The organism is Streptomyces sp. NBC_01446, from assembly GCF_026340095.1.
Lineage (GTDB): Bacteria > Actinomycetota > Actinomycetes > Streptomycetales > Streptomycetaceae > Streptomyces > Streptomyces aureus.
The window spans coordinates 5,284,980-5,311,614 of the sequence record NZ_JAPEPO010000001.1 but is presented as its reverse complement, the minus strand read 5'-3'; the positions used below and the strand labels follow the sequence as shown (position 1 = coordinate 5,311,614).

Annotated in this window: 21 protein-coding genes; 16 read left to right on the top strand and 5 right to left on the bottom strand. The window is 72.1% G+C overall.

From position 1 onward, the window contains the following. Positions 1-22: 22 nt before the first annotated feature. Positions 23-1,483, bottom strand: a complete 1,461-nt coding sequence (locus OG456_RS23795) for an FAD-dependent monooxygenase (protein ID WP_266564179.1) — start codon at positions 1,481-1,483, stop codon at positions 23-25. A gap of 137 nt (positions 1,484-1,620) precedes the next feature. Between OG456_RS23795 and OG456_RS23790 the strand changes: the two genes are divergently transcribed. Then, the gene (locus OG456_RS23790; RefSeq protein WP_266564177.1) at positions 1,621-2,193 is read left to right on the top strand and encodes a TetR family transcriptional regulator; all 573 of its coding nucleotides are present in this window, start codon (positions 1,621-1,623) and stop codon (positions 2,191-2,193) included. Between the two features lie 176 nt (positions 2,194-2,369). Here OG456_RS23790 and OG456_RS23785 read toward each other — a convergent pair whose 3' ends face one another. The 3 genes from OG456_RS23785 to OG456_RS23775 are packed head-to-tail and all read right to left on the bottom strand — an operon-like array spanning position 2,370 to position 4,975. Beyond that, positions 2,370-2,609 carry a hypothetical protein gene (locus OG456_RS23785; protein ID WP_266564175.1) on the bottom strand — a complete coding sequence of 80 codons (240 nt, stop codon included), beginning with the start codon at positions 2,607-2,609 and terminating at the stop codon, positions 2,370-2,372. A gap of 20 nt (positions 2,610-2,629) precedes the next feature. Continuing rightward, positions 2,630-4,729, bottom strand: a complete 2,100-nt coding sequence (malQ, locus tag OG456_RS23780; protein ID WP_266564173.1) for a 4-alpha-glucanotransferase — start codon at positions 4,727-4,729, stop codon at positions 2,630-2,632. Continuing rightward, positions 4,730-4,975, bottom strand: coding sequence for a hypothetical protein (locus tag OG456_RS23775; protein ID WP_100594170.1), 246 nt, complete (start codon positions 4,973-4,975; stop codon positions 4,730-4,732). Between the two features lie 319 nt (positions 4,976-5,294). Here OG456_RS23775 and OG456_RS23770 point away from each other — a divergent pair, with 319 nt between their 5' ends. The 4 genes from OG456_RS23770 (at position 5,295) to OG456_RS23755 (ending at position 11,005) form a co-directional block, all read left to right on the top strand. After that, entirely contained in the window at positions 5,295-8,270 is a 2,976-nt protein-coding gene (locus OG456_RS23770) for a beta-N-acetylglucosaminidase domain-containing protein (RefSeq protein ID WP_266564171.1), read from the top strand. A gap of 95 nt (positions 8,271-8,365) precedes the next feature. Continuing rightward, positions 8,366-8,905 (top strand): PadR family transcriptional regulator, encoded by a 540-nt coding sequence (locus OG456_RS23765; protein ID WP_266564170.1) that lies wholly within the window; start codon positions 8,366-8,368, stop codon positions 8,903-8,905. Continuing rightward, positions 8,902-9,630: an ABC transporter ATP-binding protein gene (locus OG456_RS23760; RefSeq protein ID WP_266564169.1), complete on the top strand. Its 729-nt coding sequence runs from the start codon at positions 8,902-8,904 to the stop codon at positions 9,628-9,630. Before OG456_RS23765 ends, OG456_RS23760 begins: the two co-directional genes overlap by 4 nt. Then, the gene (locus tag OG456_RS23755; RefSeq protein ID WP_266564168.1) at positions 9,620-11,005 is read left to right on the top strand and encodes an FtsX-like permease family protein; all 1,386 of its coding nucleotides are present in this window, start codon (positions 9,620-9,622) and stop codon (positions 11,003-11,005) included. Before OG456_RS23760 ends, OG456_RS23755 begins: the two co-directional genes overlap by 11 nt. Before the next feature lie 118 nt (positions 11,006-11,123). Here the strand turns inward: OG456_RS23755 and OG456_RS23750 are convergent, their stop codons facing one another. Beyond that, the gene (locus OG456_RS23750) at positions 11,124-12,185 is read right to left on the bottom strand and encodes a mechanosensitive ion channel family protein (protein ID WP_266564167.1); all 1,062 of its coding nucleotides are present in this window, start codon (positions 12,183-12,185) and stop codon (positions 11,124-11,126) included. A 259-nt stretch (positions 12,186-12,444) separates the two neighbouring features. Between OG456_RS23750 and OG456_RS23745 the strand changes: the two genes are divergently transcribed. The 11 genes from OG456_RS23745 to OG456_RS23695 all read left to right on the top strand — a co-directional run bounded on the left by OG456_RS23745 (position 12,445) and on the right by OG456_RS23695 (position 26,635). Continuing rightward, a complete protein-coding gene (locus tag OG456_RS23745) occupies positions 12,445-12,981 on the top strand; it encodes an HNH endonuclease (RefSeq protein WP_100594167.1) in 537 nt (178 codons plus the stop codon). Positions 12,982-13,197: 216 nt separating this feature from the next. Further along, positions 13,198-14,376 (top strand): ROK family transcriptional regulator, encoded by a 1,179-nt coding sequence (locus OG456_RS23740; RefSeq protein ID WP_266564166.1) that lies wholly within the window; start codon positions 13,198-13,200, stop codon positions 14,374-14,376. Between the two features lie 70 nt (positions 14,377-14,446). Continuing rightward, the gene (locus tag OG456_RS23735; protein ID WP_266564165.1) at positions 14,447-15,784 is read left to right on the top strand and encodes an ABC transporter substrate-binding protein; all 1,338 of its coding nucleotides are present in this window, start codon (positions 14,447-14,449) and stop codon (positions 15,782-15,784) included. A gap of 17 nt (positions 15,785-15,801) precedes the next feature. Further along, positions 15,802-16,737 (top strand): carbohydrate ABC transporter permease, encoded by a 936-nt coding sequence (locus OG456_RS23730; protein WP_266564164.1) that lies wholly within the window; start codon positions 15,802-15,804, stop codon positions 16,735-16,737. 5 nt (positions 16,738-16,742) lie between these two features. Next, positions 16,743-17,654, top strand: coding sequence for a carbohydrate ABC transporter permease (locus OG456_RS23725; protein ID WP_266564163.1), 912 nt, complete (start codon positions 16,743-16,745; stop codon positions 17,652-17,654). Positions 17,655-17,662: 8 nt separating this feature from the next. Continuing rightward, positions 17,663-18,928, top strand: a complete 1,266-nt coding sequence (locus OG456_RS23720; protein WP_266564162.1) for a 6-phospho-beta-glucosidase — start codon at positions 17,663-17,665, stop codon at positions 18,926-18,928. Continuing rightward, positions 18,919-19,911 carry an N-acetylglucosamine kinase gene (locus OG456_RS23715; RefSeq protein WP_266564161.1) on the top strand — a complete coding sequence of 331 codons (993 nt, stop codon included), beginning with the start codon at positions 18,919-18,921 and terminating at the stop codon, positions 19,909-19,911. Before OG456_RS23720 ends, OG456_RS23715 begins: the two co-directional genes overlap by 10 nt. 286 nt (positions 19,912-20,197) lie before the next feature. After that, a complete protein-coding gene (locus OG456_RS23710) occupies positions 20,198-21,640 on the top strand; it encodes a hypothetical protein (protein ID WP_266564160.1) in 1,443 nt (480 codons plus the stop codon). 17 nt (positions 21,641-21,657) lie between these two features. Further along, complete coding sequence (locus OG456_RS23705; RefSeq protein WP_266564159.1) at positions 21,658-22,662, top strand: glutamate ABC transporter substrate-binding protein; 1,005 nt, start codon at positions 21,658-21,660, stop codon at positions 22,660-22,662. Between the two features lie 83 nt (positions 22,663-22,745). Further along, the gene (locus OG456_RS23700; RefSeq protein WP_266564158.1) at positions 22,746-24,062 is read left to right on the top strand and encodes a hypothetical protein; all 1,317 of its coding nucleotides are present in this window, start codon (positions 22,746-22,748) and stop codon (positions 24,060-24,062) included. Continuing rightward, a complete protein-coding gene (locus tag OG456_RS23695) occupies positions 24,059-26,635 on the top strand; it encodes a serine/threonine-protein kinase (protein ID WP_266564157.1) in 2,577 nt (858 codons plus the stop codon). Before OG456_RS23700 ends, OG456_RS23695 begins: the two co-directional genes overlap by 4 nt.

The following is a 26,635-nucleotide window of genomic DNA, read 5'->3' as shown; positions in this document are numbered from 1 at the left end:
CGCCCCGGTCCCGGCCGGCCGCCTACGCCCGGAACGAGTACGAGTCGATGCTGTCCGGGATACCGGCGGAGATGACGCCCCCGTCCGTCGGCTCCTCGTCCGACGCCCAGGCGACGTAGCCGTCGGGGCGCACCAGGAGTGACGTGCGGCGGCCACTGGCCCAGTGCGTGACGGCGTAGCGGTCGTCGCCCTTGTCGTGGGCGCCCTCGGGGACGATCAGGACGAACGTGCCCCGGCGCAGCGCCTCGTAGAGCCGGCCCTCCTTGAGCCTGACGTCGGGGACGCGGGTGCCGACGAGGCGGTGCGCACCGCGCGGGGCCGGATAGGCGACGCCGATGCCGGTGAGCTGGCCGACCATTCGGTTCCGGGCGGGGCGGACGCGGCCGAGGAACGCGGTGAGGGCGGCGCGGGCCGCGAGGGTCCAGGGCCGGTTGGCCATGGCGAGCCTGACGATGCCGCCGCTGCTGCGCAGGACGGCCTTCCCGACGGGGTGGCGCTCGGCCTCATAGGTGTCCAACAGGGCTTCTCCCGCACGGCCGTTGACGACTGCGGCGAGCTTCCAGCCGAGGTTGGCGGCGTCCTGGAGTCCGGTGTTCATGCCCTGGCCGCCGGCCGGCGTGTGGACGTGCGCGGCGTCGCCGGCGAGCAGGACGCGGCCGACGCGGTAGGCGGGCGCCTGGCGCTCGTCACTGTGGAAGCGGGACATCCAGCGGGCCTCGCGCATCCCGTAGTCGCGGCCGAGGGCGAGGCGGGTGACCTCCTTGATCTCGTCGAGGTCGAGGGGCGCGGACTCGGGGACGTCGCGCGCGCGGTTCCAGCCGATGACGCGGTAGTAGCCGTCGCCGAAGGGCGCGATGAAGGCGAAGGCGTCGCCGACGGCGTTGACCGTGAGGACGTTCTCGGGCTCCTCGGTGAGCTTCACGTCGGCGAGGACGACGGAGCGGATGACGGACTTGCCGGGGAAGGGGAGCCCGGCGCTCTCGCGCACGGCGCTGCGCATGCCGTCGGTGCCGACGACGTACGCGGCCCGCATCGTCGTCGGCTCACCGTCTCCCGTGCGGACTTGGAGCGTCACCCCGTCCGCGTCCTGAGTGAGGCCGGCGACCTCGCTCTCGTACGCGAACGTCACGCCCGCGTCGTCGGCGCGCTGCTGGAGGGCGGCCTCGACCTCGTACTGCGGCAGGACCAGGAGGTGCTGGAAGCGGGAGGGGAGGTCGCTCAGGTCGACGGCGAGACGGCCGAAGAGGCTCAGCGTGTCGAGAGCCTGACCCTTGGCCTCGATGCCGTCGGCGAGGCCGCGGGCGTCGAGCTGCTCCAGGGTGCGGGCGTGCAGGACGAAGGCCCGGGAGAGGTTGCTGATCTTGCGGGGGCGCTTCTCGACGACGGTGACGGGGACACCCGCGGCTGCGAGGTCGCCGGCGAGGAGCAGGCCGGTGGGGCCGGAGCCGACGACGATCACGGTGCGAGGAGCGGTGCCGTTCATGGTGGCCTCCTGGTGCCTGCGAGCTCAGGTCGGTTGTACCCGGTCACTCATTGCCAACGCTTGTTGGTCAACGTCTGTTGGCAAATCTAGGGGCGCAGCTCTGGACTGTCAACAGGTGTTGGCCTACGTTTGTTGGCATGACAGGAACCACCCAGCAGGCACGACGCTCGGACGCCACCCGCACCGCGATCCTCGCGGCGGCCCGCGAACGCTTCGCCGCCGACGGGTACGAGCGGGCCACGATCCGCGCCATCGCCAAGGACGCGGCGATCGACCCGTCGATGGTGATGCGCTACTACGGCAACAAGGAGGGGCTCTTCGCCGCGGCGATCGACCTGGACCTGCGGCTGCCCGACCCCGCGGAGATCACGGTCGACGACATGGGCCGGACCCTCGTACGGCACTTCCTCGACCTGTGGGAGGAGAACGAGGTGCTCACCGCGCTGCTGCGCGTGGGCGTCACCAACGCCGCGGGCGCCGAGCGCATGCAGGACATCTTCAAGAGGCAGACGCTGCCGCTCGCCCTGCGCGTCTGCCCCGACCCCGCCGAGGCCCCGGTGCGGGCCGCGCTCTGCGCGTCACAGGTCCTCGGTCTCGCGCTCACCCGCTACGTGCTGCGCTTCGGCCCCGCCGTCGGGCTCGGCCGCGACGAGACGGTGGAGTGGCTGGCGCCGACCCTCCAGCGCTATCTGACGGCCGAGCGGCCGTAGAACGCCCCGGCCGAGCGCACGTGGAACGCCAGCGGAACACCCCATAGCCCCCGGCGGCCCCCGGTAGCCCCCGGTAGCCCCCGTAGGACAACGCCGGGAACGCGCCGAGGGCGTCCTCGGTGCGCGGTGCACACGAGGACGCCCTCGGCAAAGACGTCAATGAGAAGGTGCGGCGGTCAGCCCTGCTTCTGCGGCTTGCGGGACTTGTCACCGACGATCACGAGGCCGGCGATCACCAGGAACAGCACGATCGGCGCAACGACATAGAGGCCAAGGGTCTCGATGACGGAGAGGCCCTTACCGGGGTCGTCACCGTCGTCGCGCGCCAGCGCGAACGCGGGGGACGACATGAGCAGCATCATCAGCGTCGTACCGGCAGCCAGGGCGCCGGCGCGCAGGGCGTTCTTCTTGTCCACGGTGCAAACGTAGCGAACACCTAAACGGGCCGCGCGCCCGGGGGTGCCGTACGGGGCAGTCCGGACCGCAGGACCTCGATCAGCGCGTGCGCCCTCGGCGAGGCCGTGAGCTCCTCGAAGGTGACCGGACGGCCGGTGGCGTCGGCGATCGGGAGCCGCCAGTTCGGGTACTCGTCCCAGGTTCCCGGCAGGTTCTGGGGGCGCCGGTCGCCGACCGCGTCGGGCAGCCAGAGGCCGACCATGCGGGCCGGGGTGAGCAGCAGGAAGCGGTGGACGGCGCGGATCTCCTCCTCCTCGCTCGGGCCCTGTCCCCCGCCGCCGGGCAGCAGTCCGAGGCGCGCGAACAGGGCGGTCCACTCGGCGACTTCCGCCGTGGCCTCGGCCTGCTCCCGCGCGAGCGGCCGCCCGAGGAGGCCGAGGCTGTCGCGCAGCCGCACATGGTCGCCGGTCAGCCGGGCCGCGGTGGACGGCAGGTCGTGGGTGGTGGCGGTGGCCACGCAGTCCGTCCGCCATCGCTCCGGCGGCACCGGGCGGCCCGTGCCGTCCCAGTCCCGCTCGAACCACAGCACGGACGTGCCGAGCACCCCGCGTGCGTCCAGGGCCTCTCGGACGCCGGGCTCGACCGTGCCGAGGTCCTCGCCTATCACCAGGGCGTCGGCGCGGTCGGCCTCCAGGGCGAGTACGGCGAGCATCGCCTCCGCGTCGTAGCGGACGTACGCGCCCTCGGTCGGCGGCTGCCCGGCCGGCACCCACCACAGCCGGAACAGGCCCATGACGTGGTCGATGCGGACCGCCCCCGCGTGGGCGAGCAGGCCGCGCAGGAGCGCGCGGTACGGGGCGTAGCCGACGGCGGCGAGCCGGTCGGGGCGCCAGGGCGGCAGACCCCAGTCCTGGCCGCGGGAGTTGAAGGCGTCCGGGGGCGCGCCGACGGACATGCCCGCGGCGAAGACGTGCTGCTGGGCCCAGGCGTCCGCACCTTCCGGGTGTACGCCCACGGCCAGGTCGTGGACGAGTCCGACGGGCATGCCCGCGTCGCGCGCGGAGCGCTGGGCGGTGGCCAGTTGGGCGTCGGTGAGCCAGGCGAGGTGGCTGTGGAAGTCGACGCTGTCCATCAACGCGGCGCGGGCTTCGGCGGTTTCGCGCGATCCCGGGTCGCGCAGAGGCTCGGGCCAGGTGTGCCAGTCGGGGCCGTGCCGCTCGGCGAGCGCGCACCAGGTGGCGTGGTGGTCCAGGTCCTCGCCCTGCTCGGCGAGGAAGTCCCAGTAGGCGGCGCGGCGGCCGGGGCCGAGCGGGACGCGCAGGACGTGGTCGAGGGCGCGGCGCTTGAGGTCCCACACGGCGTCGCGGTCGATCAGTGCGCCCTTGTGCAGGACGCCGTCGCGCAGCCGGGCGGCCTCCGTGAGCAGCCCGCGCACACGGTCGCGGTCGGCGTCGGGCAGATAGGCGTACTCGGGGATGTCCTCGACGCGCAGATGTACCGGGTCGGGGAAGCGGCGCGACGACGGGCGGTACGGGGAGGGGTCCGAGGGGCCTTCCCCGCGGGGTACGGCCGCGTGCAGCGGGTTGACCTGCACGAACCCGGCGCCGGCGGTACGGCCCGCCCAGGCCGCGAGGTCGGCCAGGTCACCGAGGTCGCCCATGCCCCAGGACTTCGCCGACAGGAGGGAGTAGAGCTGGACGAGCAGCCCGTACGTGCGCTCGCCCGGGGTGCGCACGCGCGGCGGGGCGACGATCAGGTGGGCGTCGGCCGCGGCGCCGTCGGGGGCTATGGCGCGCAGCCGGTGGATGCCGAGGGGAACGGACCTGGACGGCCGCCAGCCGTCGACGCGTTCACCCTGTTCGGTGGCCAGCTGGAGCGTCACGCCTTCGGGTAGTTCCCGCGCCCAGGCCGGGGCGGGTTCACCGGCCCACAGGACGACCGTCGGGGGCAGCAGGCGCGCCGCGGCCTCCGCCTCACGCGCGGCCAGCGCGTCCCGTACGGACTCCGGGGTGCGCGCGTCGACACCGAGGGCGGCGAGGACGGCGACGAGCGCGGCGTCCGGCGCCTCGACCGTGCGGCCGGGGGACGGCGAGTAGGACGGGGCGACCCCGTGCAGCGCGGCGAGCCGGGCCAGCGTCACCTAGACCCCCGAGGCGTCCAGGCCCGCGACCGGACCCGAGGGGGTCGGCTCGCTCGTGAGGGGCGCTACGTCGATGAGGGCGGGCTCGCTGGTCAGCGGCTCCGTGTCGGCGAGGGGCGGTTCGCTGGTGAGGGGCAGTTCGGCGCCGAACGCGAACTCGTCCGGCAGCGGCAGGGCGGGGGCGGGCAGGATGACGTCCGCCTGTTTGGACAGGGCCGAGAGCAGAAGGTGCGCTGATGCGGCCATGAAGGCCTCCTTTTCGCGGTTCTTCGCGGGTCTTGTCGTCGATCTTTTCGTGGGTGACGGTCTCGGCAGCTCTACCCAGCGAGCGCGGCCGCAGACATGAACGGCCCGACAACGTGTTACTGGTCACATTCTGTTCCATGGGCGGGACTCGGCCGGTGAGCGGCGCGAATCACCCCCTCCGGCCACTCCCGGCCGGGCAATTGCGGCACAACGGCCACTCCCGTTGACACTCCGACCCGGTCAGTGGTGGGCTCGGTTGCCATCCTGGGACACCTATGACCGGTCCCATCACCGAGCCGAGACCAACGAGGAGTGAGCTGTGCAGCTCCGGCGCCACAGGAAGGGGGCGGCGGCGATCGCTGTCGCCGTCATCGCCAGTGCGCTCGGGGGAGCCTCCGGAGCGGTGGCGGCCCCTCCCGGTCACCCGCTCTCCACGGGTGACCGGGACAGCGAGACGGGAACGCCCGCGGTGTGGCCCCGGCCGCAGTCGCTGCGTACCGCCTCCGGCGCGGAGTCCGTGACCGTGACCGACGAGGTCGTCCTCGTCACCGGCCGGGGCGCCGACCGGTACGCGGTGGACGCGCTGCGCACCGTGCTGCGCGGGGCAGGAGCCCGGCACATCACCGAGGTCGACGACGGGAGCTCCCTGCCCGCGACTCCCGCGCTCGTGGTGCGGATCGGCTCCGTGGCCGCCGGGACCGCGGCCGGTGACGGCTGGGGAGCGGCCGACGCGCGCCCGGGCCGCGGACAGGGCCTCGAGACGGCGCTCGGCGCTCTCGGGGCGTCGGCCCGCAAGGACCTGCCGTCCGGCGGGTACCGGCTCGCCGTCGGGCGGACGGACGGCCGGGACACCGTCGCCATGGAAGGCGTCGGCGACGACGGCCTGTTCCACGCCGTGCAGACGTTCCGGCAGCTGGTGAGCGGGCACAAGGTCGCCGGGGTCGTCGTGCGCGACTGGCCGGGGACGGCCGTGCGCGGCTTGACGGAGGGGTTCTACGGGACCCCGTGGACCCGTGAACAGCGGCTCGACCAGATCGACTTCATGGGGCGCACCAAGCAGAACCGCTATCTGTACGCGCCTGGCGACGACCTGTACCGGCAGGCGCGGTGGCGCGAGACGTATCCGGCCGCCCAGCGCGCGGACTTCCGGGCGCTTGCCGAGCGGGCGCGCGCCAACCACGTGACGCTGAGCTGGGCCGTGGCGCCCGGGCAGGCGATGTGCATGTCGTCGGACGACGACGTCAGGGCCCTGAACCGCAAACTGGACGCCATGTGGGCGCTCGGTGTGCGGGCGTTCCAGCTGCAGTTCCAGGACGTGTCGTACAGCGAGTGGCACTGCGAGGCGGACGCGAGGACGTTCGGCTCGGGGCCGAAGGCGGCGGCGCGGGCGCAGGCGCGCGTGGCGAACGCGGTGGCCCGGCACCTCGCGGCGCGGCACCCGGGTACGGGGCCGCTGTCGCTGATGCCGACGGAGTTCTACCAGGACGGGTCGACGGAGTACCGCGGGGCGCTCGCGGGCCGGCTCGACGACTCCGTCGAGGTGGCGTGGACGGGTGTCGGCGTGGTCCCGCGCACGATCACCGGGCGCGAACTGGCGGGCGCGCGGGCCGCGTTCGGGTCCGCGCACGACCTCGTCACGATGGACAACTACCCGGTCAACGACTACGCGCAGGACCGCATCTTCCTCGGGCCCTACACGGGCCGTGAGCCCGCCGTGGCGACGGGTTCGGCGGCGCTGCTCGCCAACGCGATGGAACAGCCCGCGGCCTCCCGCATCCCGCTGTTCACGACGGCGGACTACGCGTGGAACCCGCGCGACTACCGCCCGCAGGAGTCCTGGAAGGCCGCGATCGACGACCTGGCGGGCGGTGACGCGCCCACTCGTGAGGCGCTCGGCGCGCTGGCGGGCAACGACGCGTCGTCCGTGCTCGGCGAGGACGAGTCCGCGTACCTCAAGCCGGTCGTCTCCGGCTTCTGGGACTCCCGTACGACGGTGGTCACCGACCGCGCGCGGTACGAGGCGGCGGCGAAGAAGCTGCGGGACGCGTTCACCGTGATGCGGCGCACGCCGGAGCGGCTCGAGTCGACGCCGGTGGACGCCGAAGTGCGGCCCTGGAGCGACCAGTTGGCGCGCTACGGGGAGGCCGGGGAGACGGCCGTCGACATGCTCGACGCGCAGGCCCGCGGTGACGGGGCGGCGGCGTGGCGGGCGGCGCGGCTCCTGGAGCGTCGGCGCGCCGCTCTGGAGTCCCGTCAGGTCACCGTCGGCAAGGGCGTGCTGGACCCGTTCCTCGACCGGGCGCAGAAGGCGTACGCGGCGTGGGCGGGGACCGGTCGCGCCGACGCGACGCGCGACGGAGAGGCGAAACTGCCGCGGGCGCGGCGGCTCACGGCGGTGACGGTCCTGGCCGACCCCGGCACGCAGGGCACCGTGCAGGTCCATGAGCCCGGAGAGGGCTGGAAGTCCGTGGGCACGCTCACGGACAGCGGGTTCACCGAGCGCAGGCCGAAGGACGTACGGGCGGACGCGATCCGCGTGACCGGCGCCGAGAAGGGCGCCGTGCGCCACGTCGTCCCCTGGTACGCGGACTCCCCCGACGCCTCGTTCGAGCTGGCCCGCACGGAGCTGGACGCGGAGATCGGCGGCGGCGCACGGCGGGTCACGGCACACCTGACATCGCAGCGGCCGGGCTCCGTGGAGGGGCGCCTTCGCGCGAAAGGCCCGCACGGCATCAAGGTGGCGCTGCCCGCGCAGGCCTCGCTCCCGCGCGGCACGCAGGTGAGCGCCCCGGTCGACATCACGGTCCCGGAGGGCACTCCGGCGGGCACGTACGACGTGCCGGTCAGCTTCGCCGGCACGACGCGCACGGTGTCGGTGCGGGCGTACCCGCGTACGGCCGGCCCGGACCTGGCCCGCGAGGGCAGGCCCTCGTCCTCGGCCGACGAGACCACGGACTTCCCGGCGTCCGCCGCGAGCGACGGCGACCCGGAGACCCGCTGGTCGTCGCCCGCCGAGGACGGCGCCTGGTGGCAGGTCGAACTGGCGAAGCCGGTGCGGCTGGGCCAGGTCGTGCTGACCTGGCAGGACGCGTACGCGAAGGGCTACCGGATCCAGACCTCCGCCGACGGGAGGTCGTGGCGCACGGCCGCGACCGTGAAGGACGGCCAAGGGGGCCGCGAGTCGGTCCGCATGGACGCCCGCGACACCCGCTTCGTACGGGTCCAGGGCGACAAGCGGGCCACGCGCTACGGCTATTCGCTGTGGTCGGTGGAGGCGTACGCGGTCGCGGAGTGACGTAAGCGGAATTTCAGTTCTCACTTCTGACCTGACCTCAACCGCTCACCGCGTCACTATGTACTCAGTACATATACCGAGTACATACTGACTCCATGAGCACCCGTCACGTCCTTCTCGGGCTGCTGGCTGGGGGTCCGAGCCATGGCTACGACCTCAAGCGGCGCTACGACGACCGCTTCCCCCAGGCCCGCCCGCTGGCCTACGCGCAGGTCTACACGACCCTGCAACGCCTGGTGCGCGACGGCCTCGCCGACGTCGAGGGCACCGAATCCGACGGCGGCCCCGAACGCACGCTGTACCGGTCCACGGCCGAAGGAGCGAGTGAACTCATCCGGTGGGCAGGGGAGATCACGCCCCCCGCACCCTTCGTGACCAACGAGATCTTCGCCAAGGTCGTCGTGTCGATCCTGGTCGACGATGCCGTGGACCCGGCCGCCGTGCTGCGGGAGCAGCGGGCCGCCCACATGGCGCGGATGCGTGAACTCACCGCCGTCAAGACCGGCCCCGGCGTCGATCTCACCACCGTCCTCTCCGCCGACTACGCCCTCGCCCACCTCGACGCCGATCTGCGCTGGATGAACACCACCGCGGCCCGGCTCTCCACCCTGACCGCGGAGGTCACCGCAGCATGAGCACGCAAGCACGCGAAGTCCCGGCCGGAGCGCCCCTGCTGGCCGCCCGGGGCCTGGTGAAGTCGTACGGCAGGACCGAGGCGCTGCGCGGCGCCGCGCTCGACCTGTACGCGGGCGAGATCCTCGCCGTCTCCGGCGCAAGCGGCAGCGGAAAGTCGACACTGCTGCACTGCCTGTCCGGGATCGTGCGGCCGGACGCGGGGTCGGTGTCCTACGGACGCGAGCAGCTCGACCGGCTTCCGGAAGAGCGGCTGAGCGAGCTGCGGCGCACCGAGTTCGGCGTGGTCTTCCAGTTCGGCCAGCTCATCCCGGAACTGCCGGTGATCGACAACGTGGCGCTGCCGCTGCTGCTCGCGGGCGTCCCGCGCGCCGAGGCCCACGTCCGGGCAGACGCCTGGCTCGAACGGTTCGGCGTGCGCGGACAGCGCGAGCTGCGCCCCGGCGAGATGAGCGGCGGGCAGGTCCAGCGAGCCGCTCTCGCACGCGCGTTGGTCACCGACCCGCGCATCGTCTTCGCCGACGAGCCGACCGGGGCGCTCGACTCCCTGGGCGGCGAACAGGTGATGACGGCCCTCGCGCACACAGCCCGCGAGACCCACACCGCGGTCGTCCTCATCACGCACGATGCACAGGTTGCCGCGTACGCCGACCGCGAGGTGCGGCTGCACGACGGCGCGGTCCAGGAGAGCCCGATGCTCCCCCAGGCGGTGTCCCATGACCACTGACGTCGCGGCCCGCGCCAGCACCCGGCCCTCCGTCCGCACCGACACCCGGCTCGCCTGGACCCTGGTCACCGGCTCCGACCGCCGCGAGCGGTGGCGGCTGGCGCTCACCGCGTTCGGCGCGGCGCTCGCCACGGGATTCTGCCTCGGCGCGGCCGCCCTCGCCGCCCTCACCGGCCACCAGGTGTCCGTCCCGTACGGGAACGGTCTGCTCGACCAGCCGGGCACGCGGCAGGGCGTGGTCGTCGCGCTGCTGCTGCTCCTCGCGCCCGTGGCCGGGCTGCTCGGGCAGTGCGCCCGCGTCGGCGCGGTGCACCGGGACCGCAGGCTCGCCGCGCTGCGGCTCGCCGGGGCCGGGCCGCGTCAGGTGCGGCGGATCGCGGCGCTGGAGTCGGGGCTCGCGTGCCTCGCCGGTTCCGTCCTCGCGCTGATCGCGTTCGGGGCGATGCTCGCCACGACGGGGTATCCCGTGCCGCTCGCCTGGGCCGGTTTCGTGGCCCTGGCCCTCGCGGTGCCGGCCGCGGGCGCCGGGGTGAGCGTGTTCGCGCTGCGCCACGTGGTGGCGTCGCCGCTCGGTCAGGTGCGCCGGGTCACGGCCGACCACGGGCCCGGCTTCCTCGTCGGCCTGATCGTGCCGGTGCTGCTCGTCGTGGCCGACTCGGCGCTGCTCGCCCTGCGCGGCACCCGCGACATCGCGGCCGCACCCCTGCTGGTGGGCGCGGTGGTCGTCGTGACCGGGGCCGGGTCGGTGTGGGTGGCCGGGGCCTCGTCCCGTCTGATGGGCGCGCGCCTCGCGGGCCGTGCCACCGGTCCCGCCGTGCTCATCGCGGCGCACCGGCTCCGCCAGGACGCGTGGGCCGCCGCCCGCACGCACGCGGCCCTGCTCCTCGTCACCGTCGTGGGCGTCGCGTTCGTCGGAATCCGGGAGGTCCTGCTCGACGAACTGCACCGCTCGCAGCGCGAGGGCCACATGGGCATGGACATCAGCTACTACACCTTTGGCATCGACCTCGTCGGCGGCGCCGTGCTCGTCGCTCTCGCGATCAGCCTCTTCAGCCTCGCTGTGGGCACCGCCGAGTCGGTGGCGACCCGCCGCCGCTCCCTCGCCGCCCAGGCCGCGTCCGGAGTCCCCTATGGGGTCCTGGCGCGCACACTGCTCCTGGAGACCGCGCTGCCGCTGGCACCGGCCTTCGTCCTCGCGACACTCGGCGGCACGGCCGTCCATCTCGCGTACGCCTCCGCCGTCGGCGCGGCAGTTCCGGTGGTCATGCCGCTCCTGGTCCCGCCTGCGGTCTACGCCGCCTGCCTCGCGGCCACCGCCACCTCACTGCCGCTGCTGCGACGCTCGGTCCACCCGTCGGAGCTGCGGGCCGGCTGACGCGCGACCCCCCGCAGGACAGGGGCGGTGCCGGGGGAAAGAAGAAGGAGGGGCGCCGCCCGGAACCGTGGTTCCTGACAGCGCCCCTCCTGCGGTACGGCTCCGGCCGTCGCTTCGACTACTTCGCCAGGTTCGGCGGCGTGATCGGGGAGGCCGCGAGGGACTGCGGGGACGTGCTCGACGCGTAGGCGGACGGGGCCGAGACGCCGGCCGTCGGGTCGGCGGTGGCCTCGTCGCCGGCCTGCAGGGGCAGGCGGCCCACGATGCGGATCCCGGCCTCGTCGAAGGCCTGCTTGATACGCCAGCGCAGCTCGCGCTCCACCGTGAGGGCCTTGCCGGGCATGGTCTTCGCCGAGACGCGCACGACCATGGAGTCGAGGAGCACGCTGTCCAGGCCGAGGACCTCGACCGGGCCCCACAGCATCTCGTTCCAGGGCTCGTCCTTGCTCATGGCGAGGCCGGCCTCGGCCAGGGTCTCCTTGACCTTGACCAGGTCCTCGTCCGAGCGGACGGTCACGTCGACGCCCGCGGTGGACCAGCCCTGCGAGAGGTTGCCGATGCGCTTGACCTCACCGTTGCGGACGTACCAGATCTCGCCGTCGGCGCCCCGCAGCTTGGTGACGCGCAGGCCGACCTCGATCACCTCGCCGGAGGCGACGCCCGCGTCGATGCTGTCCCCGACGCCGTACTGGTCCTCCAGGATCATGAAGACGCCTGACAGGAAGTCCGTGACGAGGTTGCGGGCGCCGAAGCCGATCGCCACACCCGCGACGCCCGCCGAGGCGAGCAGCGGGGCCAGATTGATCTGGAACGTGCCGAGGATCATCAGGGCGGCTGTGCCGAGGATCACGAAAGAGGCGACCGAGCGCAGCACGCTGCCGATGGCCTGCGAGCGCTGCCGGCGGCGCTCCACATTGACCAGCAGTCCCCCGAGCGCCGTGCCGTCGACGGCCTGCGCCGTGCGGTTCATGCGCTCGATGAGCTTGGTGATGGCACGCCGGATGGCCACTCTCAGGACCGCGGCGATGACGACGATGAGCAAGATGCGCAGGCCGATACCCAGCCAGGTGGACCAGTTCTGCCCGACCCAGCTCGCGGCGTTGGTGGCCTGCTCCTGGGCGTCCTTGAGTGTGGTCGGGTCCGAGGACGGGTCGGACGCCGACAGGACGGACAAGATCACGGCTGAAACCTCCAGGCATAGCGGCCGCCCGTGAATGGCAAAGTTACGGGCAGACCCACCACACTAACGGGGCATTGTGTGTGGATCGTTGTCTTGTTCGAGGGAGAGCCGGTCCTCACCTGGGGATGAAGGGGGTGTGGTCGAAAACACTCCCAGCCCGTTACCGGGACATGGTGGCGCTTGTGCAGGCCATGAGGGGAAACTGACTACAGATCGTCCCGGCGCGAGCCACGCGCCGCCGGCGTACAAGGAGGCATCCGTGCCGCATGTCCTGGTCCTCAACGCGTCGTACGAGCCACTCGGCGTCGTACCGCTCCGCCGCGCGCTCGTTCTGGTCCTCGAGAACAAGGCCATGTGCCTCGAGGAGTCCGGCGCCTATATGCACAGCGCAACCTGTACCGTCCCTGCACCCAGCGTGGTCCGCCTCAAGCGGTTCGTCCGGGTCCCTTACAGGGGGCCCGTTCCTCTGACCCGGCGAGCGCTGTTCGCCAGGGACGGCGGGCGGTGCATGTACTGCGGTGGCGTCGCAACCAGCGTCGACCACGTCATTCCCAAGAGCCGCGGCGGCCAGCACGCGTGGGAGAACGTGGTCGCGTCCTGCCGCCGCTGCAACCACGTCAAGGCCGACCGTCACCTGGTCGAGATCGGCTGGCGCCTGCGGCACAAGCCGGCCCCTCCGACCGGGCTCGCCTGGCGCATCATCGGGACCGGGCACAGGGATCCGCGCTGGCTGCCGTACTTGCAGCCGTTCGGCGCGGACGAGGCACTGGCCCGGATCGAAGGCATTTCCGCCTGACAACGATCCGGGTTCTCGCGTTTGTGGGCTCGCGTCATCAGGTGGCCGTACGTCTCCCGGCGTACGGCCACCACGCATGCCTGGCGGGCCCGGACGGCACGGGTAACGACTTGGTTGCCTGACGGCCGTCGGCTATTGACGCCTCCCTCACCCACGGCTTACGTTCCTCGCACATCAATAGGAAACCTTCCTAACAGTGCTGCGAGGAGACAGGTCATGGCCGGTACGGCCCCGGGAACCCCCGGTACCCCGAGCGTCCTGCGCGCCATGAACGACCGCGCGGCCCTCGACCTCCTCGTCGCGCACGGTCCGCTGACCCGTACCCGGATCGGCGAGCTGACCGGCCTGTCCAAGCCCACCACCTCCCAGCTGCTCAGCCGGCTGGAAGCGGTGGGCCTGGTGCGCACCACGGGCAGCCAGACCGGCCGGCCCGGGCCGAACGCCGTGCTGTACGAGATCCACCCGGGTGCTGCCCACATCGTGGCCGTCTCCGCGGACCCCACCGGGATCACCGCCGTGGTCGCCGACATCGCCGGCGCCGAGCGCGGCCGCTGCCGTATCGAGGCCGTCGCCGTCGCCGACGACGTGCGCAACCGCACCGCCCAGCTCGTCGCCGAGGCCTTCGACGGCGCCCTGCGGCGGGCCGGGCTCGGCCACGACGACATCACGGCCACCGTGATCGGCACCCCCGGCGCCATCGACCCGCACACCGGCCAGCTCCGGTACGCCCCGCACCTGCCCGGCTGGCACTCGCGCACCCTGCTCGCCGAGCTCGCCGAGGTCCTCGGCACCCCGGTCTCCATCGAGAACGACGTCAATCTCGCCGCCATCGCCGAGCAGTACGAGGGCGCGGCGCAGGACCACGACGACTTCGTGCTGGCCTATCTCGACGAGGGTGTCGGCGCGGCGATCGTGCTCGGCGGCGTGCTCCTGCGGGGCGCGACCGGCGGCGCGGGCGAGATCGGCTACATGCCGCTGCCCGGCGCCCCGCTGGCGCGCGGCGGCGAGGAGGAGATCGCCGGTGAGGACGCGGGGGGCGGCTTCCAGAGTCTGGTCGCCGCGCCCGCCGTGCGGCTGCTCGCCGGGGGCGCCAAGGACCTCGGCGAGGCCCTCGCCGACCCCGCCGTGCTCGACGAGGTGGCCCGCCGCCTGGCCACCGGGCTCGCCGCCGTCGTCGCCGTCGTCGACCCCGAGCTCGTCGTCCTGTCGGGACAGGTGGCCCAGGCCGGCGGCGAGGCGCTGCGCGTCCGCGTCGAGGACGAACTCACCGGGCTCGCCCTGCCGCGGCCCCAGCTGCGTATCAGCGATCTCGACGACGACCCGATCCTCACCGGCGCCCTGCGCTCGGCACTGACCCAGGCCCGCGACATCGTCTTCGACACCAGCAACGTCTGATCCCGCCCCGCTCCCCCTCCCCCGCCTTTCGTCACTTCTCCAACTCCCGTACAGGTAAAGGACGTTCGCCATGCCGCGATGGCGTATGACTCTGCGCGCGCCCGTAGCGCTCGCCGCGGCCGGACTGCTGCTGTCCGGCTGCGCCAACCCGAGTGTCGGCAGCGCCGACGACGACCCGACGAAACCCGTGACACTGAAGTTCTGGCACGGCTGGTCGGCCCCCGGCGAGGTGAAGGCGATCAACGACTCGATCGCCCGCTTCGAGAAGCTCCACCCGAACATCAAGGTGAAGGCCACCGGGAACGTCACGGACGCCACCATCAACCAGGCACTGCGGGCCGGTGGCGACGAGGCCCCCGACGTGGTGACCTCGTTCACCACCAACAACGTGGGCCAGTACTGCGACTCCGGCATGTGGGCGGACCTCGACCCGTTCATGAGGAAGAGCGGCCTCGACAAGGCGAAGGTCTTCCCCAAGACCCTCCTGGACTACACGAGTTATGACGGCAACCAGTGCGCCCTGCCGCTGCTCGCCGACGCGTACGGGATGTACTACAACAAGGACGCCTTCAAGGAGGCGGGCATCAGCCGGCCGCCGCGGACCATGTCCGCGTTCGAGGCCGACGCCAAGAAGCTCACGAAGCGTGCGGGCGGCTCCTACAGGCGCGTCGGCTTCATGCCGAACTTCCGCCTGTACCAGAACAGCCCCGACCGGCTCTTCGCCCAGTGGGGCCCCACCTACTTCGACGCCAAGGGCGACTCGCGGCTCGCGAAGGACCCGGCGACGTACAAGTTCTTCGACACCGCCCACAAGCTCGTCGAGGCGCAGGGCGGCTACAACGCCCTGGAGCGCTTCCGCACGTCCTTCGGTGACGAGATGTCCACGCAGAACGCGTTCATGAACGGCAAGCTGGCGATGCACCTCGACGGCGAGTGGCGCGGCCTGATGATGAACGAGGCCAAGGTCGGCTTCGACTGGGGCGTGGCACCGCTGCCGGTCCCCGACGACCAGGCCGAGACGTACGGGCGCGGCTATCTCACCGGCACCGTCGCGGGGATCGCGCACAGCAGCAGGCATCAGAACGCGGCCTGGGAGCTGGTGAGGTTCCTGACCGCCGACACCGATCAGGTCGTCAGTTTCGCCAACGCGATCCACAACGTGCCGTCCACGTTCGCCGCCCTCAAGTCGCCGAAGCTGGACGCCGATCCGACGTTCCGCACCTTCCTGGACATCGCGCAGAACAAGTACAGCCAGGTCATGCCGCCCTCCACCAACGGCGGCATGTACGTCACGTCGCTGCAGGACTTCTCGTACTCCGTCGAGGCGGGCAAGGTCCACGACCTCAAGAAGGGGCTGCGCGAGCTCGACCGGCAGATCGACGCCGACACCCTTCAGTCGAAGAGCTGAGGAGCGGGAGCCCCATCATGGCCTTGACACTGTCCAATCCCGCGCGGCGCAGACTGCGTACGCTCGGCTTCCTCTCCCCCTGGCTGATCGGCTTCAGCGCCTTCTTCGCGTACCCGCTGATCGCCACCGTCTACTTCTCGTTCATGCACTACAACCAGATCCAGAAGCCCGACTTCGTGGGGCTGCGGAACTGGAGGTACGTCTTCGAGCAGATGCCCCTGTTCGGCCCGGCCCTGTGGAACACGCTGTGGCTGGTCGTCGTGATGGTGGCCCTGCGGGTGGTGTTCGGGCTCTCGCTCGGACTGCTCATCACGAAGATCAAGACCGGCGCCGGCTTCTTCCGTACGGCCTTCTACCTGCCGTACCTGGCCCCGCCGGTGGCGGCGACCGTCGCCTTCGTCTTCCTGCTCAACCCGTCGACGGGACCGGTCAACGAGGTCCTCGCGCACCTCGGCATCACCGGACCGAACTGGTTCAACGACGCCGCCTGGGCCAAGCCGTCCCTGGTGATGCTCTCGCTGTGGGGCATCGGCGACCTGATGGTGATCTTCATGGCCGCACTGCTCGACGTACCCAGGGAGCAGTACGAGGCCGCGGAGCTGGACGGCGCGGGCGCCTGGTCGAAGTTCCGGTACGTGACCTGGCCGTCGATCACTCCGATCGTCATGTTCGCCGTCGTCACCGGCGTCGTACAGACGATGCAGTACTACACGCAGGCCCTGGTCGCCGGAAAGATCGCCTCCGGCGTCTCCATCGGCCCCGGCAGCGTCATCCAGCCCGGCTACCCGGACCACTCGACGCTCACCGTCCCGCAGCTCGTCTACTCGATGGGCTTCCAGAACTTCAACACCGGCGCGGCGTGCGTCCTCTCGCTCGTACTCTTCGCCATCGCCATGGCCGTGACCATGCTGCTCATGCGCAAGCGCTCGGGCCTGCTCTCGGCGGAGGACTGATCAGGATGACGACCACGACACTCAGCCCCACCCCGGCCGCGGCTCTCGCGGACGCCTCACCCGCGCGCGGCCCCGCCGCCGCACGCGCCCGCCGCAAGCGCGTCCTGCACTGGATCGCCGTGCACAGCGTCGCGATCGCCGTCGCGCTGCTGTTCATCCTGCCGTTCGTGTTCGTCTTCCTGACGTCGGTGATGAGCGACAGCCAGGCGATGAGCGGCGACCTGTGGCCGGACTCCTGGCACTGGGAGAACTACAAGGCCGTTTTCGAGACCGACGGCTTCCTCGACTGGTGGAAGAACTCCCTGCTCTACGCGGGCCTCGGGACCGTGTTCACCGTGTGCTCGGCGATCCCCGTCGCGTACGCGCTCGCCAAGTTCCGCTTCCGCGGCCGCCGGACGGCGATGATCCTCGTCATCTCGACGATGATGCTGCCGCCGCAGGTCATCGTGATCCCGATGTACCTGGTGTGGGCCCAGCAGTTCCATCTGTCGGGAACGCTGTGGCCACTGATCATCCCGATGGCGTTCGGCGACGCGTACTCGATCTTCCTGCTCCGCCAGTTCCTCCTGACGATCCCGAAGGAGTACATCGAGTCGGCGAAGGTCGACGGCTGCGGTGAACTGCGGACCCTGCTCAAGATCATCGTGCCGATGGCCAAGCCGGGCATCGCCGCGATCGCGCTGTTCCAGTTCTTCTACTGCTGGAACGACTACTTCGGGCCGCAGATCTACGCGGCCCAGAACCCGGCGTCCTGGACGCTGTCGTACGGCCTCGAGTCCTTCAAGTCCGCACACAGCGTCAACTGGAACCTGACGATGGCCGCGACCCTCCTTGTGATGGCGCCGGTCTGCATCGTCTTCTTCTTCGCACAGAAGGCCTTCGTCGAAGGCGTCACCCTCACCGGAGTAAAGGGCTGAGAACCGATATGAAGCTCGCTGTGGTCGGCGGAGGCTCGACCTACACACCCGAACTCATCGACGGATTCGCGCGGCTGAGGGACACCCTGCCGATCGAGGAGCTCGTGCTCGTCGACCCGGCGGCCGACCGCCTGGAACTGGTCGGCGGCCTCGCGCGGCGCATCTTCGCCAAGCAGGGCCACCCCGGCGTCATCCGTACGACGAGCGATGTGGACGCCGGTGTCGCCGACGCCGACGCGGTCCTGCTCCAGCTGCGCATCGGCGGCCAGGCCGCCCGCAATCAGGACGAGACCTGGCCGCTGGAGTGCGGCTGCGTCGGCCAGGAGACGACCGGCGCGGGCGGCCTCGCGAAGGCGCTCCGCACGGTGCCGGTGGTCCTCGACATCGCCGAGCGGGTGCGCCGCGCGAACCCGAACGCCTGGATCATCGACTTCACCAACCCGGTCGGCATCGTGACCCGCGCGCTGCTCCAGGCCGGGCACAAGGCCGTCGGTCTGTGCAACGTCGCCATCGGCTTCCAGCGGAAGTTCGCGCGGCTGCTCGACGTGACGCCGTCGCAGGTCCACCTCGACCACGTCGGCCTCAACCACCTCACCTGGGAGCTGGGTGTCCGCCTCGGCGGCCCGGACGGCGAGAACATGCTGCCGCGCCTGATCGGCGAGCACGGCGACGCCATCGCCGAGGACCTGCACATGCCCCGCGCGATCGTGGACCGGCTCGGGGTCGTGCCCTCCTACTACCTGCGCTACTACTACCAGCACGACGCGGTCGTGCGGGACATGCGCACCAAGCCGTCGCGCGCCTCCCAAGTGGCCGCGATGGAGAAGGAGTTGCTGGAGATGTACGGCGACCCGATGCTCGACGAGAAGCCGGAGCTGCTCGCCAGGCGGGGCGGCGCCTTCTACAGCGAGGCGGCTGTGGACCTGGCGGCGTCCCTGCTCGGGGGCGGCGGCTCCCCGTACCAGGTCGTCAACACGTACAACAACGGCACGCTGCCGTTCCTGCCCGACGACGCGGTGATCGAGGTACAGGCGGCGGTCGACGGCAAGGGCGCGAGGCCGCTGGCCGTGCCCGCGCTCGACCCGCTGTACGCGGGCCTCATCGCGAACGTCACCGCTTATGAGGACCTGGCACTCGAAGCCGCCCTGCGCGGCGGCCGCGACCGCGTCTTCAAGGCGCTGCTCGCGCACCCTCTGGTGGGCCAGATCGACTATGCCGAGCAGCTCACGGACCAGCTGATCGCCCACAACCGGGAGCACCTCGCGTGGGCCTGAGCTCTTCTGTGAACGGCTGGGTGCTGGCCATCGACGCCGGCAACAGCAAGACCGACGTCGCGGTGGTCGCGGCCGACGGCACCGTCGTCGGCTCGGCCCGCGGCGGCGGGTTCCAGCCTCCCAGGGTGGGCGTCGAGGCCGCCGTCGACATGCTCGCCGAGGCCGTCGGCCGTGCGCTCGCCGAGGCGGGCACGACCACGGTGGGACACGTCTCGGCGTGTCTTGCCAACGCCGATCTCCCCGTCGAGGAAAGGGAGTTGGCGGCGGAGCTGCGCACGCGCGGCTGGGCCGCCTCCGTCGACGTACGCAACGACACCTTCGCCGTCCTGCGTGCCGGGCTCCTCAAGGACTCCGAGCCGCGCGGCGTCGCTGTCGTGTGCGGCGCCGGCATCAACTGCGCCGGGATGCTGCCTGACGGGCGCACCGCCCGCTTCCCCGCGATCGGCAAGATCTCCGGCGACTGGGGCGGTGGCGGCGGCCTCGCCGAGGAGGCCCTCTGGTACGCGGCGCGCGCCGAGGACGGCCGTGGTGAGACGACCGCCCTGATGCGCTCCCTGCCCGCACACTTCGGGCTTCCCTCCATGTACGCGCTGATCGAGGCGCTGCACCTGGGCCGCATCCCGATGGAGCGACGGCACGAGCTGGCCCCGGTGCTCTTCGCGACGGCAGCGGACGGCGACCCGGTGGCCCGCGCCCTGATCGACCGCATGGGCGACGAGGTCGTGGCCATGTCCGTGGTGGCCCTGGACCGGCTGGGCCTGCTCGACGAGGAGACCCCCGTGCTCCTGGGCGGCTCGGTGCTCGCCGCACGCCATCCCCAACTCGACGACCGGATACGGGAGATGCTCGCGGCACGCGCCCCGAAGGCGGTACCGCGCGTGGTCACCGCCCGGCCCGTCCTGGGCGCGGCACTGCTCGGCCTCGACGCCGTGGGGGCGGACGAGGACGTCCACGCGCGCGTGCGGGCGCACTTCGGGGGCTGAGGGACCCCGGGCCGCACGCGCTGTCGCGCCCGGCGCGCGCGGAGGGAACCGATCGGATTCCCCCTTCGTGTTCAAGGGCAGGGGGCTGCACGACGGCGTAGGGGGCGTCCGACCATCCCCGGAGGGGGCGTCCGGCGTGGTGTGTTCGCACGGGAATCCGAACAAGATCCAGTCAATGGCTGTGCGGATGTCAGTCCCTGCGGCAATACTTGCGGCCGTGCACCTTCGCCCGCGCTCCCCGCACGCCGGACGGAAGTGACGGACCGATGACCATGGGGGAGGTCGAGTGAACAACCCGCCGAACGGCAGCGCGGCGCCGCCGGGGACGGTCGGCGCGCCCACGATGCCGTCCGTGCCGGCGCAGGTGCGGCCGCCGCACGCGCAGGGCCCGGAGCCCGCCGCGCCCGCGCGCAGCACCGCGTGGGCGGAGGGCGTCGACCGGGTGCGCGCCGCGGCGACGACCGAGCCGGGGCGCCTGCGCATCATCGGCGCGGTACTCGCCCTGCTCGTCGTCGCGTTCGGCGCGGTCACGGCCTGGCAGATGAGTGACCGCTCGGCCGCCGCGGACGACGTCCTGCACAGCAGCCAGCCCCTGAGCGCCGACGCGGCGGACATCTACCGCTCGCTCGCCGACGCCAACACAGCGGCGTCCAGCGGCTTCCTGGCGGGCGGTCAGGAGCCGGCCGAGACGCGGGACCGGTACGAGAAGGACATCAGGACCGCCGCGGCCAAGCTGGTGACGGCGGCGGCGAACTCGGACCCCGACTCCCCCTCCACTGCGGCCATTTCGAAGCTCAACAAGCTGCTGCCGCAGTACAAGGGCCTCATCGAACGCGCCCGGGCGAACAACCGGCAGGGCTTCCCCTTGGGGGGCGCCTACCTGAGGTACGCGAACGAGACGATGCAGGAGCAGATGCTCCCCGCGGCCGAGGACCTGTACAAGAAGGAGAACGAGCGGCTCCGCTCGGACTACGACAGCGCCACGCCCTACCCCTGGGCCGCGATCGGCCTCGGCGTCGTCGCGCTCGGCGGGCTCACCTGGGCCCAGCGGCGCAACTACCGCCGGACGAACCGCGTGCTGAACCACGGCCTGGTCGCCGCGACGGCCGCGTCCACGGTCGTCCTCCTCTGGCTCGTCGTCGGCCACAGCGTCGCCCGCGCGGGTCTCGACGAGTCGTACGACCACGGGGTCCGCTCGCTGAACGTGCTGCACGACGCGCGCATCGCCTCCCTCAAGGCGCGGGGCAACGAGAATCTGACGCTGGTCAGCCGCGGCGCCGAGACCGTCGAGGTGAAGGGCGTGGCCAAGGACGCCTTCGACGTGGACTACCAGAACCAGATGAAGACGCTCGCCACGAAGCTCGGGGACGCGGCGAAGCTCGCCGACGACAGCACGGGCAAGCGGCCCGTGCAGGCCGCGAATGACAACATGCGGGTGTGGCGGGACCGCCACAAGGACGCCCGCGGGCAGGACGACGCGGGCAACTACCAGGGGGCGCTCGACAAGGTGATCGGCTCCGCGCAGGACAAGCCGACCCGCGAGTGCTTCGACAACGTCGACAAGGAACTGCAGTCCGCCCTGACGCACGAGCAGGCGGAGTTCAAGCAGGCGGCCACCGACGGGCGCGGCGCGATGACGGGGCTCCCGGTGGGCGCCGCCGTACTCGCCGTGCTGGGCGCGGCGGGCGCCGTGCTCGGCATCGGGCGCCGGCTTTCGGAGTACCGGTGAGAGGGGGCGGGACAGCCATGAGCGCACGACGTATGCGGATCAGCCTGCGCGGCTGGGGCGGTGTGGCGGCCATGGCGGTCGCCTGCGCCCTGACCGCGGTCCTCGCGCTGCTGCTCCCCCTGACCCGGGGCGCCGGCGGCGACGGAAGCACGGGCGTCGGCGGCCCCGGTCTGGCCACGGGCGTGCAGGCCAGAGCCGACAACTGCACCGATCCCGAGCGCAGCCTGAAGCCGTCCGGCGACGAGTCGGGTGCGGCGGTCAAGGCCATCAAGAAGCGCGGCTACCTCATCGTCGGCGTCGACCAGAACAGCTACCACTGGGGCTACCGCGACCCGAACAAGAAGTCCAGCGAGCTGGAGGGCTTCGACATCGACCTGGCGCACGAGATCGCCCAGAAGATCCTCGGCGACCGCGACCTGATCCGGTTCCGCGCGATCCCGACCAACCAGCGCATCCCGGCGATCCAGCACGGGAACGTCGACATGGTCGTCCGCACGATGACGATCAGCTGCGAGCGGCTCAAGGACGTCGCCTTCTCGACGGCGTACTTCCAGACCGGGCAGCAGGTGCTGGCACCCAAGACCTCCTCGATCACGGGGTACGACAAGTCGCTCGCGGGCAAGCGGATCTGCACGGCGGCCGGCTCGACCGCCTTCGACCGGCTCGACGCGGACAGGAAGGCGGGCACGCTGGCCGCCGGCGCCGACATCTCCACGACGGTGCCGAACCAGCTGGACTGCCTCGTCAGGCTGCAGCTCGGCGAGGTGGACGCCGTGGTGACGGACAGCGCGCTCGCCGCGGGCCAGGCCGCGCAGGACCCGACGGTCGAGCTCAAGGGCACGCCGTTCACCAAGGAGTTCTACGGCGTGGCGATGAAGCGCGGCACGGACGACCTGGTACGCCGGGTCAACCAGGTCCTGGAGGACTTCCGCAAGGACGGCGGCTGGCAGGACTCGTACGACGCGTGGCTCAAGGACGGTCTCGGCGCGGCCTCCGGGCCGCCCGCACCGAAGTACAAGTAGCCCCGGCCGGGCGCTACTTGCGGCAACTGCACAGCGGCGGCCGACGGCAGTCGGCGGCAGCGATGTGAACGGAGAGGTGATCGATGGGCGTCACGGGACCCCCCGGTCCGGTGATGGACCGGGACGAGGTGGACCGTGCGCTGGCGCGGCTCGGCGCGGAGCACGAGGCGATCGAGACGTCACTGTTCGCCCTCCAGGACCACGCGGGCCGCAGACTCCTCGAAGGCGCGCGGCTGACCGGCACCACTCAGGAGCGCTGGGCGGCCGCCGACCAGGCGATCACCCTGCTGTGGACGTACTTCGACGCGTACACGGCCGCGCTGCGCTCCGCCCGTGAGATACGGGCGCGGCGCCGCTGGTCGAGCCGTGAGGACCTCGCCGACCTGACCGAGCTGCTGCGCGGCGAGAGCGTGACGGTCGCCGGAAGCGGCCCCTCCACACCCGCGTCGCTCACCGGCCCCGCCCGGCTCAGCGACCGGTTCACCCTCGCCGACCTGGTCGAGCGGATGAACGACCTGTACGCGAGCTCGCTGGACATGGTGGTCGCCGCCGACGCCGTCTGGTCGGCGCTGCCCGCCCGCATAGACCTCCTCGCCGCCGAGCTGGGCCGCACGCGTCAGCTCGCGCACTCCGTCGGCGTACGCCCGGGTGAGCACCCCTCGGGCGACGACCTGGAGCGGATCACGCACGCGCTGACGCGGCTGCGGGAGGACGTCGTGTCCGATCCGCTGGCGTACTGGCGTTCCGGGACCGGCAGTTCGGCGCCCGGCGGTGGCCGGCCCGACACGACGGCGTACGACCGTGAGGCGCAGGCCCTGGAGGAGGTGCGCCGGGAGATCGACGCGGTGCTGACCGTGCGGCAGGACGCGGAGGTCCGGCTCGGCAGGCTGCGGGACGTCCTCTCGCGCGCGGACCGCACGCTCGCCGAAGCGCGGTCCGCGCGCGGCGAGGTCCTCGCCAAGATCGCCGCGTTCGAGGTGCCCGCGGTCAGCGGCCCGCCGACGGCGCTCCAGGAGCAGTTGGCGACGGCGGCCGAGTACCGCAGATCCGCCCAGTGGCACCGGCTCTCACCGCTTCTGGAGACACTGGAGACGCGGGCCGAGGACGAACTCCTGCGGGCCCGGGAGTCGTTGACGGCGGTCACTCAGCCCTTGGCGGTCCGCGCCGAGCTGCGCGGCCGCCTCGACGCGTACAAGGCGAAGGTGGCGCGGCTCGGGTTCGCCGAGGACCCGCTGCTCGTGGAGCGTTACGACGCGGCCCGGCGGATGCTGTGGAGCGCGCCCTGCGATCTGCGGGCGGCCGAGGACGCGGTCCTGCGGTACCAGCGGGCAGCCGCCGACGTATTGGTCCCGCGGGTGCCCGATCAGGGCGGTCCCGCCGACCGGAGGGGGGAATCATGAGCGAGCAGCGGCAGTGCCAGCGTCCCGGGTGCGCGGGGTCGTACGAGGACGTGGGCGGCGGGGAGCTGTACTGCGACACCTGCGGTCTGGCCCCGGTGGTCTCGCCGACGGGCATGGTGGCGTCGCCGCCGACGGGCGTCACGGTCGGCGGCCGTGGCTCCAACAGCTCCAGTGGGCGCAGCAGTTCGCGGGCCAGCTCGCGCTCCTCGTCGCGGTCCTCGCAGTCGCGCCGGTCGGTATCGGGCCGTCTGTCGCGCTCCCTGTCGGGGCAGTCCGGTTCACAGGGGTCCCGGTCGGTGTCGGTGCGCAGTTCGGGCGCCTCGGCCACGTCCTCGGGGCGCGGGCGCCTCGGCGTCGGCCTGGTCCAGGTGCCGGACGTGCCGCGGCCCGACCCGCGGGCGATGATCCAGGAGAACCCCGAGGTCCCCGAGCGGAAGCGATTCTGCTCGCGCTCGGACTGCGGGGCTCCGGTGGGCCGCGCGCGTGGTGAACGCCCGGGCCGCACGGAGGGGTTCTGCACGAAGTGCGGCCACCCGTACTCGTTCGTGCCGAAGCTGCGCACGGGCGACATCGTGCACGGCCAGTACGAGGTGGTGGGCTGTCTGGCGCACGGCGGGCTCGGCTGGGTCTATCTCGCCGTGGACCGCGCGGTCTCCGACCGCTGGGTCGTCCTCAAGGGCCTTCTCGACACGGGTGACCAGGACGCGATGGCGGCGGCGATCTCGGAGCGGCGCTTCCTCGCCGAGATCGAGCACGCGAACATCGTCCGCATCTACAATTTCGTCGAGCACCTCGACCAGCGCACCGGCTCCATGGACGGCTACATCGTCATGGAGTACGTCGGCGGCAAGTCCCTGAAGGAGATCGCCAACGGACGCCGCACGCCGGCCGGCAAGCGCGACCCGCTGCCGGTCGAGCAGGCCTGCGCGTACGGGATCGAGGCGCTGGAGGCGCTCGGGCACCTGCACAGCCGCAACCTCCTGTACTGCGACTTCAAGGTCGACAACGCGATCCAGACGGAGGACCAGCTCAAGCTCATCGACATGGGCGCGGTCCGCAGGATGGACGACGACGAGTCGGCGATCTACGGGACCGTGGGCTACCAGGCGCCCGAGGTCGCGGACGTCGGCCCCTCCGTCGCCTCCGACCTGTACACGGTGGCGCGCACGCTGGCCGTCCTGACCTTCGACTTCCAGGGCTACACGAACGTCTTCGCGGACTCGCTGCCGGACCCCGACAGCATCGAGGTCTTCCGCACGTACGAGTCGTTCTACCGGCTCCTCGTACGCGCCACCGACCCCGACCCGGCCCGCCGGTTCGCGTCCGCGCAGGAGATGGCGGAGCAGCTGACCGGCGTCCTGCGCGAGGTCGTGGCCCTCCAGACGGGCCGTCCGCGCCCGGCCCTGTCGACGCTGTTCGGGCCCGAGGTCAAGGTCACGGACACGGAGTTGTTCGCGCAGCTGACGGGCGAGGTGTCGCGGCTCGGGGTCCGGGCGGAGCCGGTGCGGCGCAAGGGGCGGGGCGCACGACAGGCCGCACCCGCGCTCCCGTCGGCCGGCGCGCCCGCCGCGCTCCCGGGCACCCCGGGCACCCCCGCCTCCCCCGGCTCCCCCGGCTCGTTGGTGAAGCCCCTCAACGCCGCCGCCACCGCGCTCGCGCTCCCCGTGCCGAGGGTCGACCCGGGCGACCCGAACGCCGGGTTCCTCGCGGGACTCATGGCGTCGGCGCCGGGCGAGCTCATCACCGCGCTGCGCGCCGCGCCCGCCGCCTCCGTGGAGCTGCGCCTGCGTGAGCTGCGGGCCCGCCTCGAAATGGGCGAACTGATCTCCGGCGCCCGCGCGTTGACAGAGCTGGAGGCACAGCACCCGGACGACTGGCGGGTCGTCTGGTACCGCGGGGTCGCGGCGCTCGCGACCGGCGACCACACGAACGCGGCCCTGTCGTTCGACGCGGTCTACGACGCGTTCCCGGGCGAGCCCGCCCCGAAGCTCGCGCTCGGTGTGTGCGCGGAGGTGCTCGGCCAGCTGGACAACGCGGCGGAGTACTACCGCCTCGTCTGGGCCACCGACCCCAGCTATGTGAGCGCCGCGTTCGGCCTGGCCCGGGTGCAGCTCGCCGCGGCCGACCGGCACGGTGCCGTGCACACCCTGGAGTCCGTACCGGAGTCGTCGATCCACTACACGGCGGCCCGGGTCGCCGCGGTGCGGTCCCGGCTGCGGCAGCGGATGGCGGAGGCGGCCGTCGCGCACGGGCCGCTGCTCGACGACCTGACGGCCGCGGCGGGCCAGGTCGAGGCGCTGGACGGGTTCGGCCTGGACGCGGTGCGCCGGGAGCAGTTGTCGACCGAGGTCCTTGGTACCGCGCTCGACTGGGTACTCTCCGGTAGTCAAGGTTCCGCTCCGCGCCAGGGACCCGTGAGAACCCTGGTGCTGGGGAACGACCTGGACGAGCGGGGGCTGCGACTCGGCCTCGAGCGCTCGTACCGGACACTGGCCAGGCTCGCTCAGGTTGGCGAGGAGAGGATCGAACTGGTGGAGCGGGCGAACCGTTACCGTCCACGGACGTGGGTGTGA

Excerpts from the sequence above, each read along its gene's own strand:
- OG456_RS23765 (WP_266564170.1), top strand. The coding sequence starts at position 8,366 with ATGAGCACCCGTCACGTCCTTCTCGGGCTGCTGGCTGGGGGTCCGAGC.
- OG456_RS23755 (WP_266564168.1), top strand. The coding sequence starts at position 9,620 with ATGACCACTGACGTCGCGGCCCGCGCCAGCACCCGGCCCTCCGTCCGC.
- OG456_RS23775 (WP_100594170.1), bottom strand. The coding sequence starts at position 4,975 with ATGGCCGCATCAGCGCACCTTCTGCTCTCGGCCCTGTCCAAACAGGCG.
- OG456_RS23700 (WP_266564158.1), top strand. The coding sequence starts at position 22,746 with ATGGGCGTCACGGGACCCCCCGGTCCGGTGATGGACCGGGACGAGGTG.
- OG456_RS23740 (WP_266564166.1), top strand. The coding sequence starts at position 13,198 with ATGGCCGGTACGGCCCCGGGAACCCCCGGTACCCCGAGCGTCCTGCGC.
- OG456_RS23760 (WP_266564169.1), top strand. The coding sequence starts at position 8,902 with ATGAGCACGCAAGCACGCGAAGTCCCGGCCGGAGCGCCCCTGCTGGCC.
- OG456_RS23705 (WP_266564159.1), top strand. The coding sequence starts at position 21,658 with ATGAGCGCACGACGTATGCGGATCAGCCTGCGCGGCTGGGGCGGTGTG.
- OG456_RS23725 (WP_266564163.1), top strand. The coding sequence starts at position 16,743 with ATGACGACCACGACACTCAGCCCCACCCCGGCCGCGGCTCTCGCGGAC.
- OG456_RS23790 (WP_266564177.1), top strand. The coding sequence starts at position 1,621 with ATGACAGGAACCACCCAGCAGGCACGACGCTCGGACGCCACCCGCACC.
- OG456_RS23730 (WP_266564164.1), top strand. The coding sequence starts at position 15,802 with ATGGCCTTGACACTGTCCAATCCCGCGCGGCGCAGACTGCGTACGCTC.
- OG456_RS23720 (WP_266564162.1), top strand. The coding sequence starts at position 17,663 with ATGAAGCTCGCTGTGGTCGGCGGAGGCTCGACCTACACACCCGAACTC.
- OG456_RS23695 (WP_266564157.1), top strand. The coding sequence starts at position 24,059 with ATGAGCGAGCAGCGGCAGTGCCAGCGTCCCGGGTGCGCGGGGTCGTAC.
- OG456_RS23735 (WP_266564165.1), top strand. The coding sequence starts at position 14,447 with ATGCCGCGATGGCGTATGACTCTGCGCGCGCCCGTAGCGCTCGCCGCG.
- OG456_RS23795 (WP_266564179.1), bottom strand. The coding sequence starts at position 1,483 with ATGAACGGCACCGCTCCTCGCACCGTGATCGTCGTCGGCTCCGGCCCC.